General features: G+C 52.1%; 17 protein-coding genes and 1 riboswitch. Of the genes, 3 read left to right on the top strand and 14 right to left on the bottom strand.

Annotated elements, in window-relative coordinates:
• Positions 1 to 591 precede the first annotated feature (591 nt).
• The 10 genes from H6X83_RS13995 to H6X83_RS14040 all read right to left on the bottom strand — a co-directional run bounded on the left by H6X83_RS13995 (position 592) and on the right by H6X83_RS14040 (position 9,310).
• Positions 592 to 2,970 carry an endonuclease MutS2 gene (locus H6X83_RS13995; RefSeq protein ID WP_212507066.1) on the bottom strand — a complete coding sequence of 793 codons (2,379 nt, stop codon included), beginning with the start codon at positions 2,968 to 2,970 and terminating at the stop codon, positions 592 to 594.
• Positions 2,971 to 3,052: 82 nt separating this feature from the next.
• The gene (gene recO, locus H6X83_RS14000; protein WP_212507067.1) at positions 3,053 to 3,838 is read right to left on the bottom strand and encodes a DNA repair protein RecO; all 786 of its coding nucleotides are present in this window, start codon (positions 3,836 to 3,838) and stop codon (positions 3,053 to 3,055) included.
• Positions 3,783 to 3,947 carry a hypothetical protein gene (locus tag H6X83_RS14005; RefSeq protein ID WP_212507068.1) on the bottom strand — a complete coding sequence of 55 codons (165 nt, stop codon included), beginning with the start codon at positions 3,945 to 3,947 and terminating at the stop codon, positions 3,783 to 3,785. The genes recO and H6X83_RS14005 overlap by 56 nt, the downstream gene beginning before the upstream one ends.
• A 178-nt stretch (positions 3,948 to 4,125) precedes the next feature.
• Complete coding sequence (gene era / locus H6X83_RS14010; protein WP_212507069.1) at positions 4,126 to 5,049, bottom strand: GTPase Era; 924 nt, start codon at positions 5,047 to 5,049, stop codon at positions 4,126 to 4,128.
• Between the two features lie 26 nt (positions 5,050 to 5,075).
• Complete coding sequence (locus H6X83_RS14015) at positions 5,076 to 5,513, bottom strand: GNAT family N-acetyltransferase (RefSeq protein ID WP_212507070.1); 438 nt, start codon at positions 5,511 to 5,513, stop codon at positions 5,076 to 5,078.
• A gap of 84 nt (positions 5,514 to 5,597) precedes the next feature.
• Positions 5,598 to 6,089 (bottom strand): diacylglycerol kinase family protein, encoded by a 492-nt coding sequence (locus H6X83_RS14020; RefSeq protein ID WP_212507071.1) that lies wholly within the window; start codon positions 6,087 to 6,089, stop codon positions 5,598 to 5,600.
• 29 nt (positions 6,090 to 6,118) lie between these two features.
• Complete coding sequence (ybeY, locus tag H6X83_RS14025; RefSeq protein ID WP_212507072.1) at positions 6,119 to 6,625, bottom strand: rRNA maturation RNase YbeY; 507 nt, start codon at positions 6,623 to 6,625, stop codon at positions 6,119 to 6,121.
• A 2-nt stretch (positions 6,626 to 6,627) separates the two neighbouring features.
• On the bottom strand, positions 6,628 to 7,587 hold the full coding sequence (locus H6X83_RS14030) for a PhoH family protein (protein ID WP_212507073.1): 960 nt from the start codon (positions 7,585 to 7,587) through the stop codon (positions 6,628 to 6,630).
• A gap of 263 nt (positions 7,588 to 7,850) precedes the next feature.
• On the bottom strand, positions 7,851 to 9,023 hold the full coding sequence (locus tag H6X83_RS14035; protein WP_212507074.1) for a sporulation protein YqfD: 1,173 nt from the start codon (positions 9,021 to 9,023) through the stop codon (positions 7,851 to 7,853).
• Positions 9,023 to 9,310 (bottom strand): YabP/YqfC family sporulation protein, encoded by a 288-nt coding sequence (locus H6X83_RS14040; RefSeq protein ID WP_212507075.1) that lies wholly within the window; start codon positions 9,308 to 9,310, stop codon positions 9,023 to 9,025. The genes H6X83_RS14035 and H6X83_RS14040 overlap by 1 nt, the downstream gene beginning before the upstream one ends.
• A 139-nt stretch (positions 9,311 to 9,449) precedes the next feature.
• Between H6X83_RS14040 and H6X83_RS14045 the strand changes: the two genes are divergently transcribed.
• Both H6X83_RS14045 and H6X83_RS14050 read left to right on the top strand, forming a co-directional pair.
• A complete protein-coding gene (locus H6X83_RS14045; RefSeq protein ID WP_212507076.1) occupies positions 9,450 to 10,502 on the top strand; it encodes a hypothetical protein in 1,053 nt (350 codons plus the stop codon).
• 80 nt (positions 10,503 to 10,582) lie between these two features.
• Complete coding sequence (locus H6X83_RS14050; RefSeq protein ID WP_212507077.1) at positions 10,583 to 10,801, top strand: hypothetical protein; 219 nt, start codon at positions 10,583 to 10,585, stop codon at positions 10,799 to 10,801.
• 67 nt (positions 10,802 to 10,868) lie between these two features.
• Here H6X83_RS14050 and cbiT read toward each other — a convergent pair whose 3' ends face one another.
• Positions 10,869 to 12,083: a precorrin-6Y C5,15-methyltransferase (decarboxylating) subunit CbiT gene (gene cbiT, locus H6X83_RS14055; protein ID WP_212507078.1), complete on the bottom strand. Its 1,215-nt coding sequence runs from the start codon at positions 12,081 to 12,083 to the stop codon at positions 10,869 to 10,871.
• Positions 12,084 to 12,288: 205 nt separating this feature from the next.
• On the opposite strand from cbiT, the gene H6X83_RS14060 reads away from it, so the two are divergent.
• Positions 12,289 to 12,822 carry a transcription repressor NadR gene (locus tag H6X83_RS14060; protein ID WP_246419313.1) on the top strand — a complete coding sequence of 178 codons (534 nt, stop codon included), beginning with the start codon at positions 12,289 to 12,291 and terminating at the stop codon, positions 12,820 to 12,822.
• Positions 12,823 to 12,982: 160 nt separating this feature from the next.
• Here H6X83_RS14060 and pflB read toward each other — a convergent pair whose 3' ends face one another.
• The 3 genes from pflB to H6X83_RS14075 all read right to left on the bottom strand — a co-directional run bounded on the left by pflB (position 12,983) and on the right by H6X83_RS14075 (position 17,047).
• On the bottom strand, positions 12,983 to 15,214 hold the full coding sequence (pflB, locus tag H6X83_RS14065; protein ID WP_212507080.1) for a formate C-acetyltransferase: 2,232 nt from the start codon (positions 15,212 to 15,214) through the stop codon (positions 12,983 to 12,985).
• 140 nt (positions 15,215 to 15,354) lie between these two features.
• Positions 15,355 to 16,083: a pyruvate formate-lyase-activating protein gene (gene pflA / locus H6X83_RS14070; protein WP_212507081.1), complete on the bottom strand. Its 729-nt coding sequence runs from the start codon at positions 16,081 to 16,083 to the stop codon at positions 15,355 to 15,357.
• A gap of 70 nt (positions 16,084 to 16,153) precedes the next feature.
• Positions 16,154 to 16,233, bottom strand: a riboswitch (ZMP/ZTP riboswitch).
• 82 nt (positions 16,234 to 16,315) lie between these two features.
• A complete protein-coding gene (locus H6X83_RS14075) occupies positions 16,316 to 17,047 on the bottom strand; it encodes a hypothetical protein (RefSeq protein WP_212507082.1) in 732 nt (243 codons plus the stop codon).
• Positions 17,048 to 17,304 lie beyond the last annotated feature (257 nt).

Raw genomic sequence — 17,304 nt, forward strand, 5'->3', positions numbered from 1 at the left:
AATTTCTTTACAAACAGAATTTCACGATATTATCCGCTTTTTCACGAATTTTCTTCGCGTATTTCTGTTTTAGAATGATAATGACATCATAAAACAATTTTTAATTTTTGGATGTTTTTGTTTAATTTTCATCTTTATTTTTATAAATATTGTTAATAGATTTATACATAATAATTATATATCTAAGTTTCCTTCCGACTGCATTTGTTCCTCACCCTCTTTTATTTTTCCGGTTTTATCCAGTATAGCATACTTCTTTTTATTTGTAAGCACTGCTCTTTTACATCTTCTTTGGTTTTATTTGATTCTGCTTTATGCATACATCCAATTTTTTGACTTCTCATGCATTGGCTATGCAAAGAACCGCAAAATCTGTTACAAACGCTGGATTTTTCGTATTTTGTTTTTCTAACTGAATTTTTATGATTTTGCATCATCTTGTTATTTAAAATATTATGTTCAATGAATCAACTCGTTTTTATCGCTGATTTACATTTTACCCGTTTTCTTTGCCGATAAAACCGCTACGCAAAAGCAAAAGGAACCGCTCCAAGTCATCAGAGCAGTTCCTTTTGCTTTATTCTTCCACTATTATTTTAGTTCTGCAATGGTCACGCCGCTTTCGCCCTCACCATATGTTCCCAGACGATAGCTTCTTACACTTGCATGGTGCTTCAGGTGCTCCTGTACCGCTTTTCGCAGTACACCGGTACCTTTGCCGTGAATAATCGTCACCTGTGTCAAGCTGCTGCGAACCGCATTGTCAATAAACAAATCAACATTCGCCAGCGCTTCATCTGCTGTTTGACCGCGCAGGTCAAGTTCGGCATGTGCCGGCGCATTGGCAAACTGCTTGGTCACTGTGCGGGTGCGGCGGCGCTCTTCTTTGCGCTTTTCGGCATTCGTCACCAGCTGCAGGTTGGACACCTCCACCCGCGTTTTAATGACCCCTGCCTGCACCAGTGCGTGCTTGGCGTCTTTGTCAAGTTCCAATACAGTGGCTTGTTTGTCCAAATCAACCAGGCAGACTGTATCTCCTGCACGCAGTGCCCGCGGCAGCCGGTAGTTGTCGTTGCGGCGGCGCTTGCTAACAGGATCCGCCGTACTCTCCATTTGCCGCAGACCGGCGTTCAGCTTGGCTTTTTGCTCGGCTGTCAGCTGTTTGTTCCTCTGCTTTTTCAGTTCTTCCAACTCATTCAGCAGCGCATCCGCCTGCCCGCGCGTGCGGGAAACCAGCATGCTTGCCTGTTCCCGTGCGCGGTCCATTTCTTTCTGCACGTTTCGCTGGATTTCCTCCTGCTGTGCACGTGCGGTTTCCAGCGCTTTGCGTGCCTCTTCCAAATTGCGGCGGGCTTCTTCCCGCTCATCCTCTAGCGCGCGGCGGCTTTCTTCCAGCTGCCCGACAACACTTTCAAAGCGCGTGCTTTCATTGGAAACCAATTTCTGCGCGTGTTCCACAACGGACTCCTGCATACCGAGCCTGCGGGAAATTGCAAAAGCATTGCTTCGGCCGGGTACGCCAATCAGCAGCCGGTAAGTTGGCTGCAGCGTTGCCACGTCAAATTCGCAGGAGCCGTTTTCCACACCGGGTGTATCCAACGCATAAGCCTTCAGTTCCGCATAATGCGTGGTAGCGGCAATCCGTGCGCCCTGCTGCCGCAGCTGCTCCAAAATGGAATTGGCCAGTGCCGCACCCTCGACCGGGTCTGTGCCGGCACCGAGCTCATCCAGCAACACCAGGCTTTCACCGTCCGCCTGCTTTAAAATACGAATAATGTTGGTCATATGCGCGGAAAAAGTGGACAAACTCTGTTCAATCGACTGCTCATCGCCAATGTCCGCCAGCACATAGCGAAATACGGAAAGGCGGCTGTTTTCGGAAACCGGAACCAGCATGCCGCATTCCGCCATCAATGTCAGCAGACCAATTGTTTTCAGCGTGACCGTTTTACCGCCGGTGTTCGGGCCTGTAATCACCAGTGTGTCAAAATCCGTCCCCAGCCGCACATCGGTAGCCACCACTTTATTTTTATTGATCAGCGGATGCCGCGCACGTTTCAGGTCAATTACACCCCGATCATTCAGTTGAGGCAAAGTCGCCTTCATTTTGTAGCCAAGGCTTGCCTTTGCAAAAATCAAGTCCAGCTGTGCCGCAATCGTGCAGCCGGTAATAATACTGGATGCAAAAGAGCCCGCCTCCGCGGAAAGCTCCTGCAGAATGCGGTCAATCTCATTTTTCTCGTCGTTCTGCAGTACACGAACTTCGTTGTTTGCCTCCACAACCGCCATCGGTTCAATGAAGACCGTCGCGCCGCTGCCGGAAGAATCATGCACCAATCCGGGAACTTCACTGCGGAATTCCGCCTTGACCGGCACCACAAAACGTCCGTCACGCTGGGTTACGATTGCGTCCTGCAAAAATTTCTGATAATACGCAGAATGCACCATTCCATCAAGCTTTTCACGGGCGCGCGCGGAAGCCGCACGGATTTTCCGGCGAATCGCCGCCAGTGCCGGGGAAGCATTGTCATTCATTTCTTCCTCGGAGTCGATGGAACTGTAAATCTTTTCTTCCAGGTACTTATTGGTTACAATTCGGTCAAAGCGGTCATCCAGCACGGTCTTGATACCTGCGCTCTTACTGCGCCAGTCACAAACCGCACGCAGGCACCGCAAAACACCTGCGACCCGCAAAAGTTCCGCCATATTCAGGACGCCGCCGGATTCTGCACGGCGCAGCGGGTTGGAAACTTCATGCAGTCCACCAAAAGACGGCGAACCAAACTTCGCCATCAAGCCATAGGCATCCCATGTTTCATTCAAAAGATGCTGTGCATCCTCAAGATCACTTGCTGGGCGCAGTTCGCGCGCCATTTCGACGGCCGCGTCGCTTGCAGTTTCCTGCGCCAGCAGTTCTAAAATTTTATCCAGCTCCAATGCATGGAGATGGTGTTCTGTCTGATTATTCATATCTCCCTCACAAGCGGGAAAATCCCGCCGACAGTGTGCACAAAAGCACACCTGTGTTTTTATGTACCAAAGCTTCTGCGGCTCACGTCTTTTGGTTCGCCTCCGAAGCTTCTTCCTGTGGAATCGAATGGTAAAAGTCCAATGTTTTAAAGCTGCGGTCCAGCTGTGCCAGCAGATACCGTTCCCCTGCCTGCGAAAGTTCACGCTGCCCGTCTGCGCCAAGCGCAAACGAAAACAGCTTCGGCAGTTCGGCATAAATCGTATGCCGCAAAGCGGTCAGCGCACCCATGTGCAGCACGGTGCCGCCGTGCTGTCCGGTTTTTTCACAGCAGGCAGGACACAGCAGATTCCCCTGTACCGGAAAGAAACGCATTGTTTCATCTTCATATTTGCGGCACTCCGCACAGCCAATTAAATCCGGCATATAGCCGGCAAGGCTGAGCATCCGCATTTCCACAGCTGCTTTTACCAGCGGCAGAGGACGTCCGCCCCGGCACAGCCGCCGGAACGCTGCCAGCAGCAGACGCAGAAATTCCGCCGCACGCTCGCCGTCCTCCTGCGGGGCAAGCACACCGGCCAGTTCACAGAAATATTGTGCCAAAGCCAGGCGGGCTATGTCCTGCCGCAGCTCGAAAAAAACTTCCAGCGGCTGTGCTTCATCTATCATGTACTTATCTTTCCCGCAAAACAGCAGGATGCGCGTGTAGCAAAACAGCTGCGTAGCCGAAACCAACCTGCTTTTTGCCGCACGGCTTTTGCGCGCAAAAGCCCGCACCACGCCGCGGTCGCGGGTCAGCACAGTAACTAAGCGGTCACTCTCCCCAACCGCCGCCACCCGGATGACAATCCCCTCTGTCTGTATCTGCATCCGGTTTCTCCTCCTGACCGACGGAACCCGCCTTGCACTGGGTATAGCGCAGATAGTCCTGCACACTGCCCGACTGCACAAAGCATGACCAAGCTGTTTTCTCATCCATAACGGCTCGCCCCTTCCTGTGCGCTCTGGTTCAAAACTCACATCTGTGAATTTCAGGTTCATTACCAGTATGCGCACAAGCAGAAACCGATATGAGTGGCAAATAAAAGAATTTTCGACCTTTTTCAGCGTACTTTTCGCCGCTTTTGTGGTAGGAGAGCCGGTTTTTCAGCCAAAATTCACTCCAGTAAATCTTTTGTATCAAAGCCAAAGCTGCACAGTGCGGCTTCTTTATTGCGCCAATTCGGCTTCACCATGACCTGCAGCTGCAGGTTCACTTTCACTCCGTAAAAGCGTTCCAGTTCTTTGCGCGCGTCTGTGCCGATTCTTTTCAGCATGGCGCCGCCTTTGCCAATGATAATACCCTTGTGGCTGTCCCGTTCGCAGTAAATTTCCGCTTCTATGTCAATGCAGGAACCGTCCGTGCGCTCTTTCAGGCGGCGTACTACCACCGCAACACCATGCGGCACCTCTTTATTGAGCAGGCGCAGCATTTTTTCACGCACAAATTCCCCAGCCAAAACACGTTCCGGCTGGTCAGTCAGAGTGTCATCCGGAAACATATGGCCGCCCGGCTGACTCAGTTTCTTCAGTTCCGCTTTCAGCTCGTCAATTCCATCGCCGCTGCGTGCGCTGACCGGCACCACAGCCGCAAAATTATATTTTTCATTCAGCGCTGCAATCTGCGGCATCAGCCGTGATTTATCTTCCAGCAAATCGATTTTATTGACGCACAAAACCGCAGGGAGCTGCAGGCTTTGGAACTTTGCAATCAGATCCATATCTGCCGGAGAAATCTCGGTTCCAGCCTCCACCACCAGCAGGGCAGCATCCACACCTGCAACAGAGGAAGTCACGCTTTTGACCATATACTCCCCCAGACGATCACGCGGTTTCAGCAGACCGGGGGTGTCCAGAAACACCAACTGATTTTCGCTTTCTGTCAGTACGCCCATAATGCGTGTGCGGGTCGTCTGCGGCTTGCTGCTGACAATGGCAACTTTCTGCCCAAGCATCCGGTTCATCAGGGAGCTTTTGCCCACATTCGGCCGGCCGACGATTGCAACAAACGCAGATTTTTCTTCAACATTCATGTTTTGCATAGGGAGTACCTCATTTATTTAAAATTTCAGGACAGCCGCTGCAGAAAAGCCGTCTTTTCGTTCCGGCTGTAGCCGGCTTTTTCGTAGTAATGCAGTGTTTCCGGTTCGCGGGAACCGGTCATCAGCATGATTTTGTAGCAGTTGTACCGCACAGCAATGCGCTTTGCTTCACGCAGACAGGCAGAGCCAAAGCCCTGATTGCGAAAAGAGCAATCGGTCACCATGTTTTCCACCAGCGCATACGGCCGCTGGCCGTGTGTCAGGTTCGGCACAACTACCAGCACACAGGAAGAAACAATTCTGCCGTACACTTCATTGACAACCACATGGCAGCAGGGGTTGTCCACGATTTGCTGCCAAACATTTTCCGCATTGCCCGACGACTGCGGCAATGGGTTATCGTGCAGCTGTGTGTACAAAAGCAGCAGGCTATTTAAATCTGTTTTTTTCGCTTCTCTTACCATTTCCTGATTAACCTCTTTAATCGCGGTCGCTTCGACCGATTTTCCCAATTTTCGCGTAACAATATGTAAAAGGCCATACAAAAGTCAATAAGATTTTCTGCATCGGAATGCCCGCAGGCGGTCCCGCATTGCCGGAGGCCCAAGCAGTACATAAACAATGGCAGCTACTACCGACCCTGCCAGCAGCACCAAAAGCAATGGCCTGTCCGTCAGCCACTGCCAGCCGGCAGCAATACAGGCAGGCTTTGCAAAAAGGCATACCCCGACTCCTGCGGCAAACACTGCCCGCAGCAGTACGCCGCCCGCGGCCAGATCTTTTACGCTGCGCACGCCGCCGCTGAAAGTGGAACTGACCAGGTCACACTGTGTTTCCGTAACGGTGTTGAACACCTCCGCAGACATCACCGAACCGATCGTTAAAAACAGCACTGCGTACCCCAGTGCGCCAAGGTGAAAAAACGGAGAAAACAGAAGCGTATAAAACGCGGCCACCGTGTGGAAGCGCATATTTCGCTCTGTATTGATACAGTACAGAATACCCCGCAGGGCATAGCGCAGACTTTTCATAAAACGCATGAATGATACGTCCTCAGCATTTCTACGGTTTATTCGTCATCTTCCATAACGTAGCTGCTGCTGCTCGGCAGGCCAAGCTCCGCCATGACTTGCTCTTCTTTTTCGCGCATCCGTACCCGCTGAATTCCGCCGTCTTCATGGTCGTAGCCCAGCAGATGCAGCATGCTGTGTGCAGTCAGGTAGCCAACCTCACGTTCTAAACTGTGGCCGTAGCGATCCGCCTGCTCGGTTGCTTTTTCCATGGAAATAACAATATCGCCCAAAATCTTGGCACCCGTCGTATGGTCAACGTCGTACACGCCGTTTTCGCCCATCGGGAAGCTAAGCACATCCGTCGGCATATCTTTGTCGCGGTACTGTTTGTTCAGCTGATGAATCTGCTCATTGTCCACAAATGTCACGCTGATTTCTGCGGAGCTGTCAAAGTTCTCCATGCGCAGCACTGCGTTGCAGCAGCGGCGCACCAGCATACGCAGTCCGGTCGGTATTTTGACCGCTTTCTGCTTATTCTCTATCATAACTCTAATTTTTTCCATAATCAGTGTTTTACCTCCTCATATTTTTCATATGCTTTAATAATTTCCTGCACCAGTTTGTGCCGAACCACATCCCGGCCGGTAAACTCAACCTGTGCAATATCTTCTACGCCGCGCAGTATGCGCGTAATCTGCTTGAGCCCGCTGTGTCTGCCGTCCGGCAGGTCAATCTGGGTAATGTCGCCGGTAATGACCATGCGGCTGTTAAAGCCCAAGCGGGTCAGGAACATTTTCATCTGCTCCTGTGTGGTGTTTTGCGCCTCATCCAGAATAATGAAGCTGTCGTCCAGCGTGCGCCCGCGCATGTACGCCAGCGGCGCCACTTCGATGTTTCCCCGCTCCACGTACCGCTGGTAGGTTTCCGCACCAAGCATGTCGAACAGTGCATCATACAGCGGACGCAGGTAAGGGTCAACTTTCTGCTGCAAATCGCCGGGCAGGAAGCCCAGCTTTTCTCCGGCCTCTACAGCAGGGCGGGTCAGGATGATGCGTTCCACCTGCTGTGCGCGGAATGCGGTGACCGCCATGGCAACTGCCAAATAAGTTTTTCCGGTACCCGCCGGGCCAATTCCAATCGTGATGGTATTGTCCCGAATCGCCGCACAATATTTTTTCTGCCCCAGTGTTTTCGGCTTAATCGGCTTGCCTTTGCTGGTTATGCAGATGCAGTCCCCGGCAAGCGCCTGCACCTTATCTTCCGCCCCTTCATTGACAAGGCTCAGGCAGTAGCGTACATTCTGCTCTGTCAGCGTTTCCCCCCGGTTCACCAAGGCCAGCAGACTGTTCAGCGCACGAACTGCACGCTCCACGTTTTCCGGCTCACCCGTCACCTTAATCTCGCTGTCACGCGTCACTGCGGCAACCTGATACTCTTTTTCAATCAGACGGATGTTTTCATCCAAATTCCCGAAGAGCGCCGCGGCCTGTTCTGTTCGGTCAATGCTGACTCTTTGTTCAAACAAATGCTTCACCTTACACTGTTTAAAAATTCAAAAACCTTCTTCCCACGGAAACATTCCCCTTTGGGTTCATTTTCGGTAATATTTCTGCGGAAGTTGTGCTATGTTCGCTTTTTTATCATACCACAGAAGACAAATATAGTCACTAGGTTTTTCCCAAGTTTATTGTGTTCATTTTTACAGAAAATTAACGCGATTTTCTGACATTCCGTGATTTTGGGGCTTTTTTCTTCTTTATAAGCAGCAACCGGAGCAAAACCAGCCGTTTACTGTGAAATTTTTACTTCTTTCGCAATATTTTCGCGGCATACGAGCTGGCGGGTAACGGTCACACCGTTTTTATCGGCCTTTATGGTGTCAGTCCGCTTTGTTACGCTGGCACTGGAAAGTTCTGTCTTTTCCTTGCTGTCCAAAAGCTGTTTTGCCTCTTTTTCGACCTCCGCCCTGCTTCTTTGCCTGGTCACCAGCCGCACCGGCGTCAGCTCTTCCTGCAAAAATGAAAGTGGAAGTTCCTTTCCGCACAAACGCACGGCGGTCTGCTGGCCGGTACGCATCAACTGCCCGCTTGGCGGCAGCTCAACAGAAAGCGGAATCTGTACCCCAAACACGAGCAGAGAGCGGCGTTCGGCGGGCTGCCCGCATGTCTGCCACTGCGAAAGTCCAAACGGCACCTGCACCTGCAGCGTGTGCTTGGTTTCCGCGATGACCGTACCCGCCGCATGGTACAGCCGCATGAATTTCTGCTCTTTGTCTTCCACCACTGCTGAGACCAAAAGCTGGTTCTTGATAACGCCGTCGCCCACTTTCACAACCGGGCTCCCGGCTGAAACATGCATTTCCACCACAATTCCATTTTCAGACGCACGCAGATGATACCAGCCGTTCTGGTCCGCAACCGGCGGCTGCTCATCCTTTTCCGTCAGCTGCACATCCACATCCGCACCATGGTTATTCACGCTGATCCAGCTGATCTGCGGGAACTTCTCCATCATTTTGGTCTGCACTTCTTTTGCGGAAAAGCCGCTCTTTTTCACACCCGGCGCCACCCCCTGCTCCGCCAGTGCCTGCCGCAGTTCATTTTCCGGAATGTTTTTGCAGCCGGTGACCTCTACCGTCCAGAAACACTGCCCCAACGCCAGCAGTGCCACCCAAAACAGCACAAATCCGGCAATTAAGCCGGGACGGTGCCGCAGATGGGCAATTTTCAGCGGCAGTCCGCCTTTCCGCTGTATCTGCAAACGTACCTTTGCCTGCCGTGCAGGACGGCGCAGCGCAGCATACTGCCCTGCACGTACACAGGCGGTTATCCCTTTGCTGCCCGGGCGTACCCGCCAGATGTAAATTTTTGCCCTTGTACAGCAGTTTAGGAACCGTTCCCCGCCTTTCGGTGTAACCACTCGAAAGCGCACCCAGCCGGTCAGCCAGTGTGTTAAACCCATTACGGTTCCTCCTTTTCTGTTTCTCGCTGGGGCAGCATTTCTCCGCGCGCAGCGTAATCGATTTCCGTAATATAACCGGTCACGACCAAAGTGCGAACAGCCAGGCTGTGCAGTGTCAGCCCCCTGCCAAGGAAGCGCAGCACACCGCGGCCGTACCGGATGCGCACAACATCCTCTGTATATTCCAGCACACCTCCGCAGCCGTCCACAGTGGCCTCCCGGTTACCCGCAAGCTCCAGCTTTTCTCCTGCCTGTGCAAGCAGAGCCGGTTTTTCCGGCAGTTTCATTGCGCACACACTCCCTTTTCCACAGGCTTCTCTAAAATTGTTGAAAACACAACAGTTTTACAAAAGCATACTTTGTTCTGCTGAAAAAATATTCTGCGAAACTTCTGCATATGCATTGTGGACGAGAGGAGGTTTATCCATGTCAAAAAAAATTACGGGAGCAGCGGCGATTTTTATGGCTGCCGCCCTGCTGTTTTTTCCGCGTCAGGCGGCAGACGGCGCTTCTGCCGGCATTTCCACCTGCTTAGGGGTGCTTGTGCCTTCCCTGTTCCCGTTTTTGGTCATCACAGTATTTTTAGTCAAAAGCGGACTGTCATCCTCTATTGGCCGGTGTATCGGCAAACCCTTTGCAAAGCTGTTTGCCCTGCCGCCCGCCGCCGCGCCGGCTATTCTAATGGGAATGCTGGGCGGCTACCCCACCGGTTCGCGCGGCGCACAGGCGCTTTACGAAAGCGGAGAACTGAACGCTGAACAGGCAGAACGTCTGCTGCTGTTTTCGGTAAACGGCGGACCCGCATTTATTTGTACCGCGGTTGGTCTTGGCTTTCTCGGCAGCGTGCAGGCCGGCCGGTTCCTTTTGATTGTTCACCTGCTTTCCGGGCTGGCAGTGGGCATTCTGCTGGGAATTTCACATCACAAGGACATTGCACAGCCACCGCACCAAATTTCTTGGCCCTCACCGGCGAAGGCACTTCTGGCCGCTGTGCGCAGCAGTGCCTCCTCCATGCTGCTGATGTGCTGCTTTGTTGTGCTTTTCAGCACTTTCCTTTGCATATTGCAGCAGTTCTTTTCCGGAACGTCGCTTGCCGTATTCGCCGGTTTCTGTGAAGTAACACTTGGCTGCCGCTCTGCCGCAAACGTCAATGCTCCGCTGTGGTGTATTTCGCTGATCCTTGGCTGGGGCGGCCTGTGTGTGCATTTACAGGTTTTGCAGGGACTTTCCTTTCGTGTACGCCCCGGCCGTTTTTTTCTGTGCCGTGCCCTGCAGGGAGGGCTGGCGGCCCTTTGCACCTTGCCGTTTCAAAACGAATTTACGCCAAAACCGCCGCTTCCACCTGTTGTGGATGTTTTTGGCAGCTTTGCACAAAGCCGGCCGGAACTTTCCGGCGGTATCGCCGCAGGCGCTGCTCTGATTATTCTTTGCGCTGCACTGTTAATTGACAGTAGCGGTCAACATAATTCTGTGGTATAATAGTTCCCGGATAGACCATACTGCAAACTGTGTGGTGATTTCAGGCAGTTCTTTTTGGCTGCTTTTCAAGGGGGCTTTCCATGAAGATGCAGAGCGGCGGTTTTTTCAGCAGCACAATCGAACCCCGCTGCGACTACTGTGCACACGCGGTCGGTGCACAGAACAATCCTTCCTGCCTGCTTGGCCGGCAATTCCCGCAGTCCGGTTCCTGCCGGCGTTTCCGGTATGACCCACTGCGCCGCGTACCGCTGGTGCGTCCGCCTGTTCCCAAACCGGATGCAGATGAATTTAAACTGTAATTTTTGCCAAAAGAAATGGCACCTAAGCACGGCATACTGCCGACTTAGGTGCCATTTTATCCTGTTTTCAGTTTGACGCGGTGCCTTCCCCGCTGATTACATAAACCGGGTTTTGCGCCTGCATCAGCTTGTGGCCGCCCGCAGGGCGGGATTTTGCCACGCTGATCTGGGCAATGTCCACATCCGCCAATGCAAAACGCTCCATGCATTGAATCGCCTGCGTAACGGTTTCCAGCGAAATCGCGTTCAGCACAATGCGTGCCTTGGGGTTCTTCTGCAACACTTCTTCCAGGATTTCCGGCAAATTTCCGGTGCTGCCGCCGATAAATACACAGTCCGGCGCCGGCAGACCCTTGAGTACCTCCGGTGCTTCGCCCTCTACAGCTTTTACGTTGTATACACCGAATTTCTGGCGGTTCTGTGCCGTCAGCTTCAGTGCCGCGCGGTTTTTATCAATCGCGTAAACAATACCTGCTTTTGCCTGCAGTGCACATTCCACGCTGACCGAACCGGTGCCGCAGCCAATATCGTAAACTACACTGCCGCTGTGCAGACAAAGTTTGCCCACACTGACCGCGCGCACTTCACATTTTGTCATGGGTACCCCGCTGTGAAAGAACTCATCGTCGGGAATACAGGTACGCACTTCTTTCTGCATTGGCTCTGCATTCTCAATGTACAGCACACACAGCTGGCTAAACTTTTGAATAGACAGTTCTTCTGCGCTGCCGCACAGAATCCGTTCACGGTCAGTTCCCAAATGTTCGCCGACAACAATCTGCAGCCTGCCAAGGCCGCCGCTGCACAGCCGCGCACAGACATCCTGCACCCGGCAGCGGCGGGAGGCCAGCAAAAATGTGCGTTTGTTGATCCTCACCGCACTGCCTACCTGCGCCGGCAGAGTATCTGTCGGCAGCAGCTTTGCATCCGCCCAGCCACAGCCCACGCGCGCACAAAAATACGCAATGGAACTGACACCGGCAATTCCCTGTACTGTGTAGGAATCTTCCAGTGCCGCCCGCAGGCGTGCAGCGTCCCCGTGAAGGCCGGGATCACCATAAAAAACTGCCGCTGCCTCCCCGATTTCGGGATGACTGTCCAGATAAGCCCGGATTTTTTCCGGTGCAGTCTGCTCCAGCTTCCGGCAGCCTGCGGGCAGGATTTCCAGTAATTGTTTTTCGCCAAACACACCGCCGCAGCGCGCCAAGACCTCCGCTGCTTCGGCGGTCAGTCCCTGCGTACCGCCCACACCGGCACCAACCAGATAAACTTTCCTCTTCATGTTAAAAACTCCGTCATTTTAGGTTCACAGATTCGGGGGCCTGCCGCAAAATCGCGGCAAATCAACCGTACAAAATATTGTACTACAAAGTGAAGAAAATAGGAAGTCCAAATGTAAAATTAACAAAATCAGGCTTGATGCCCTGCTTTCGTTTTGCTATACTTATTAAACAATGCGATTTTTCGCAGGAAAGCAGGTTTTCTCATTGACACCTCGTGAACGCAGAGCCGCTGTGCTGCGGGATTTGGAGCATGCAGACGCACCCCTGAGTGCCTCCGCCCTTGCGCGAAAGTACACGGTCAGCCGCCAGATCATCGTTGGGGACATCGCTCTGCTGCGTGCCGCACAGGCACTTATTACCGCTACTCCGCGGGGATACATTTTGGAGCGCACCAAACCGGCGGGACTGACCCGCACCATCGCCTGCTGTCACACTGGGCTTTTGCCCCTGCAGCAGGAGCTGTACACCATAACCGACAACGGCTGTGCAGTGCTGGATGTGATTGTTTCCCACAGTGTATACGGCCAGCTCAGCGGAAAGCTGCACATCTTCTCACGGTATGACGCAGACGCGTTTATTAAAAAAGTGAAAAAGAACAATGCCGCGCCCCTTTCCACGCTGACCGACGGCGTACATCTGCACACGCTGCTCTGCCCGGACGAAGCCGCCTGCAGTCGGGTGACGGAGCAGCTCAAACAGCTGGGCATTCTGTACCGGGACGATCCTGCGGAGGAATAGCTTTACCATTAGCTTTACCATTAGCTGTCAAGACACGCGTTTTGACAGCCAAGATACAACTTTTCCTTTCATTGCCTTCTTTCGCCCGCGTGCCTACTGTTCATATGAAAACGCAGCGCTTCCTTTTCACTCGGAAGCGCTGCGTTTTTGTCTGTTGTGTTTAAATGCTTTCGTGGAATGTGCGGGCAATAACCTCTTCCTGCTGTTCACGGGAAAGGCGGTTAAAGTTGACAGCGTAACCGGAAACGCGGATGGTCAGAGTCGGGTATTTTTCCGGGTGATCCATCGCATCAATCAATGTTTCACGGTTCATCACGTTGACGTTCAGGTGATGCGCGCCCTGACTGAAGTAGCCGTCCAAAAGCGCTGTCAAATTGCTTTCACGCTGATTTTCATCCTTGCCGAGTGCAGTCGGCACAATGGAAAACGTGTTGGAAACGCCGTCTTGGCACACACTACGGTACGGAATCTTTGCAACGCTATTTAAGGATGCCAGCGCACCGGATTTGTCGCGGCCATGCATCGGGTTTGCACCCGGCGCCAGCGGCTCGCCCTTTTTGCGTCCGTCCGGAGTCGTGCCGGTCTTTTTACCGTACATCACGTTGCTGGTGATGGTCAGTGCGGAAAGGGTGTGCTTTGCGCCGCGGTACAGCGGATGCTTTTTCAGCTCGCTGCTGAAACGCTCCACAATATCGACTGCCAAGTCGTCCGCACGGTCATCGTCGTTGCCGTACTTCGGAAAATCCCCTGCTGTTTCAAAGTCGACCGCTACGCCCTGTTCATTGCGAATCGGGCGCACCTGCGCGTACTTGATTGCGGAAAGGGAATCCGCCGCAACGGAAAGGCCTGCCACACCAAACGCCATCAGGCGTTCCACATTTGTGTCATGCAGAGCCATCTGGCTGGCCTCATAGGCGTACTTGTCATGCATATAGTGGATAATGTTGTTTGCATCTACATACAGTTGTGCAACGTATGCCATTACCTTTTTATAGTTTTCCCATACTTCTGCATAGTTAAGTACATCTCCGGTCAGCGGTGCAATGTCCGGCACAACCTGAATGCCCTTTAACTCATCCACGCCGCCGTTAATTGCCAGCATCAGACTCTTTGCAAGGTTGCAGCGGGCACCGAAGAACTGCATTTGTTTGCCGACCTTCATTGCGGAAACGCAGCATGCAATCGCGTAATCATCCCCGTAAATCGGACGCATCACATCATCATTTTCGTACTGAATGGAGTCCGTTGCAATGGAAATCTTGGTGCAGTAACGCTTGAATGTTTCCGGCAGATGTTCGCTCCACAGTACCGTCAGGTTCGGCTCCGGTGCAGTGCCCAAATTAATCAGCGTATGCAGATAGCGGAACGAGTTTTTTGTAACCAGCGAACGGCCGTTCACGCCAACACCGCCGATCGATTCCGTTACCCAAGTGGGGTCGCCGCCGAAAAGTTCGTCATATTCCGGCGTGCGCAGGTGGCGCACCAGCCGCAGCTTGATAATAAACTGGTCAACCAGTTCCTGTGCGCCCTCTTCGGTCAGTGTACCGTTTTCCAGGTCGCGCTGCAGGTAAATGTCCAGGAACGTGGAAGTACGGCCGAGGCTGGTTGCCGCGCCGTTGTTTTCCTTGACTCCGGCGAGGTAACCCATGTACACTGCCTGCACCGCTTCACGTGCGTTCTGCGCCGGTTTGGAAATATCCACACCGTAGGAGGCCGCCATCTGCGTAATAGCTTTCAGCGCGCGAATCTGTTCGCTGACATTCTCAGAAAGGCGGATGCGCTCTTCATTCATGGGGCCGTCCAGCTCGTCATGGTCTTTCTTCTTCTGTTCAATCAGGTAGTCCGTGCCGTACAGCGCGATGCGGCGATAGTCGCCGATAATGCGTCCACGGCCGTAAGCGTCCGGCAAACCGGTTAAAAGTCCAACGTGGCGGGCTGTGCGCACACGTTTCGGGTAAGCATCAAACACACCCTGATTGTGCGTTTTGCGGTACTCACCGAAGTGCCGCTCAATTTCCGGGTCAAGCTTGTAGCCGTACTGCTCCAAACTCTGCTGTGCCATGCGCATGCCGCCGTACAAGTTCACCATGCGTTTCAGCGGCGCATCCGTCTGCAGACCGACAATCATTTCGTTTTCGCGGTCAATGTAGCCGGGCTCGAAATTGTTGATGCCGGAAATGCGTTTGGTTTCCACATCCAGCACACCGCCCTTTTTCAGCTCCTGCTGCAGTAAATCGCTGCACTTGCTCCAAACAGCTTTGGTTTTTTCCGTAGGGCCGGCAAGGAAACTGTCGTCACCCTCGTACAGTGTATAGTTCTTCTGAATGAAATTGCGTACATCAATTTCACGCTGCCAGCGGCCCTCGTGAAAACCATTCCATGCGTTATTCATCAGGAAATTCCTCCATGTTTTAAATTAAAAATATAAGTCCATACAAAATTCGTAGAAATCTTCTGCTCCCAAAAATACACCTGTGTTATTTTACCGCAGTCTGCAGGAAAGTGTGAGCGGTTCACGGGAGCTTCCGTGCATCATCTGCGGGTTTCCCCCACTGCAAAGTATTTTTTCTGCCACTGTTCCACTTTTCCGATGTCCATTGCCGGCACACCCGTCAGCGGATATTTTAGCCCCATTACTTCGTATTTGTGTACCCCAAGCAGATGGTACGGCAGCAATTCTACTTTCTGCACGTTTGGAACATGTGCGTGTACAAACGACTGCAGTGCCGCCATATGCGCTTCGCCGTCCGTCAGCCCCGGCACCACCACATGGCGCACCCACACCGGCGTTCCTGCGCGGCGCACGGCCTGCAGAAATTTGCCGGTTTCCGTCCAATCACGTCCGGTCATCTGGCGATAGCTTTCTTCTGTAATCTGCTTTACGTCGTACAGCACCAAGTCGGTATATTGCAGGATTTCGTCATACATTCCCCGACCGCACCCCGCGGTGTCCAAACAGGTGTGAATCCTCGCTTCCCGGCACAGTTTCAGCGTTTCCAGCACAAATTCCGGCTGCAAAAGCGGTTCGCCGCCGGAAAACGTGACCCCGCCGCTGCTGCGTGTAAAGTATGGGCGGTAACGGACAATTTTTTGAAGCAGTTCCTGCGGGGACATTTCCTCCCCGCCCTCTGTGGCCCAAGTGTCCGGATTGTGGCAGAACTGACACCGCAGGGCACAGCCCTGCAGGAAAACCACGACCCGAATTCCCGGCCCGTCCACCAGTCCCATCGTTTCCAGTGAATGGATCTTTCCGAGCATCAAGCAGTTTCCTCCTTTTCTCCGGATGGCTGTTTGTTTTTGCGTAAGAAAATAAAAAATGCCGCACCATCCGGGTTTTCGCCCAGACGGTCGGCATTTCCTTCGCCATACTTCATGTGGTTTACTCCACTTCCGTCAGTTGTATGGCTGCTATGGCTACAGCATACCTGAATTTATTAAAATTGTCAAGCACTGTTTTCTTTGAAATTCAGCTTTTTACAAAAACCAATTACATTTACTTGGCTGCCCCGAATGCTTCTTTCATCGTTTTTATCCACAAGTCAAAGGAGGATGTTTGAATTTGGTAATAGCCAACAGGACCGTTCCACGTACAGCCAGGGCGCTTGGAGAAATTTCCGCTGCCGCCGTCCGCATAGACGTAAGCCGCGCTACCATCTGCTGGGTAAAAGGAAATTGCATACTCGCCACCCGATATATTGGGGTTCTGTGGCAGTCTTTTTAGTTTTACTTGCCCTATCCCTTGCAATAATTTTTGCATTTCTGACTGCGTTTTTATAGTCTTAGTGATTCCTGCGTGGTACACTTCCACTTTAGAAAATTTGGAAGCATCTGTTCCAACAGCCTGTGCCATTGCAGTTGTAGAATTTACTTTGACCTTAAACAAACAAATCGTTTTGCCGTGGTGGGTAATGTACACGCCGGTTTCGCCCTCGCCAACACAGCGGAAACCGTACAGTGCTGTCATCTGGTCCATTTTTTTGCCGTCAGCTCTGCCTAGTGCTGTAGAAACAGCCTCTTTCGTAAAGGTTTCCAGTACTTTTCCGTTGCCAACGGTGTAGGTATCGTCGTCGGCAAGACCACTTGCCTTAAAGATATAACTCTCCCCATACTGCCTTTGCAAATCCTGTGTAGTATCCGAGTAAATATCTCCTACGTTGCCGCCGGCAAAGGCCGGAATGGCATAAATTGAGCCAACAAGGCACACGGCTAATCCTGTTGCTAACATTCTTTTCCTTTTCATCACTACAAGTTCTCCTTTCGTGACAAAGTTTACCAGCGTGTATAAAGTGCTCTTTCTATAAATCTTGTATTCTGGTAATCATAATTGAAATCATAAGTTGCCAAAGATGTGTTGAACCCATCCGCAATCCTTAATTTTGGAGCAGATGAATTCTTTGTATAACCGAAACACACAACTGCATGCCCTTGATTATAGCCATTGTATTGAGTCAAACATAAAATAAGTGGAATTCCATGATGGAT

This window comes from Caproicibacterium amylolyticum, from assembly GCF_014467055.1.
Classification (GTDB): domain Bacteria; phylum Bacillota; class Clostridia; order Oscillospirales; family Acutalibacteraceae; genus Caproicibacterium; species Caproicibacterium amylolyticum.

Bases quoted from the DNA above. Each gene is read 5' to 3' on its own strand.
- H6X83_RS13995 (WP_212507066.1), bottom strand. From the start codon at position 2,970: ATGAATAATCAGACAGAACACCATCTCCATGCATTGGAGCTGGATAAA.
- recO (WP_212507067.1), bottom strand. From the start codon at position 3,838: ATGCAGATACAGACAGAGGGGATTGTCATCCGGGTGGCGGCGGTTGGG.
- H6X83_RS14005 (WP_212507068.1), bottom strand. From the start codon at position 3,947: ATGGATGAGAAAACAGCTTGGTCATGCTTTGTGCAGTCGGGCAGTGTG.
- era (WP_212507069.1), bottom strand. From the start codon at position 5,049: ATGCAAAACATGAATGTTGAAGAAAAATCTGCGTTTGTTGCAATCGTC.
- H6X83_RS14015 (WP_212507070.1), bottom strand. From the start codon at position 5,513: ATGGTAAGAGAAGCGAAAAAAACAGATTTAAATAGCCTGCTGCTTTTG.
- H6X83_RS14020 (WP_212507071.1), bottom strand. From the start codon at position 6,089: ATGCGTTTTATGAAAAGTCTGCGCTATGCCCTGCGGGGTATTCTGTAC.
- ybeY (WP_212507072.1), bottom strand. From the start codon at position 6,625: ATGGAAAAAATTAGAGTTATGATAGAGAATAAGCAGAAAGCGGTCAAA.
- H6X83_RS14035 (WP_212507074.1), bottom strand. From the start codon at position 9,023: ATGGGTTTAACACACTGGCTGACCGGCTGGGTGCGCTTTCGAGTGGTT.
- H6X83_RS14040 (WP_212507075.1), bottom strand. From the start codon at position 9,310: ATGAAACTGCCGGAAAAACCGGCTCTGCTTGCACAGGCAGGAGAAAAG.
- H6X83_RS14045 (WP_212507076.1), top strand. From the start codon at position 9,450: ATGTCAAAAAAAATTACGGGAGCAGCGGCGATTTTTATGGCTGCCGCC.
- H6X83_RS14050 (WP_212507077.1), top strand. From the start codon at position 10,583: ATGAAGATGCAGAGCGGCGGTTTTTTCAGCAGCACAATCGAACCCCGC.
- cbiT (WP_212507078.1), bottom strand. From the start codon at position 12,083: ATGAAGAGGAAAGTTTATCTGGTTGGTGCCGGTGTGGGCGGTACGCAG.
- pflB (WP_212507080.1), bottom strand. From the start codon at position 15,214: ATGAATAACGCATGGAATGGTTTTCACGAGGGCCGCTGGCAGCGTGAA.
- H6X83_RS14075 (WP_212507082.1), bottom strand. From the start codon at position 17,047: ATGTTAGCAACAGGATTAGCCGTGTGCCTTGTTGGCTCAATTTATGCC.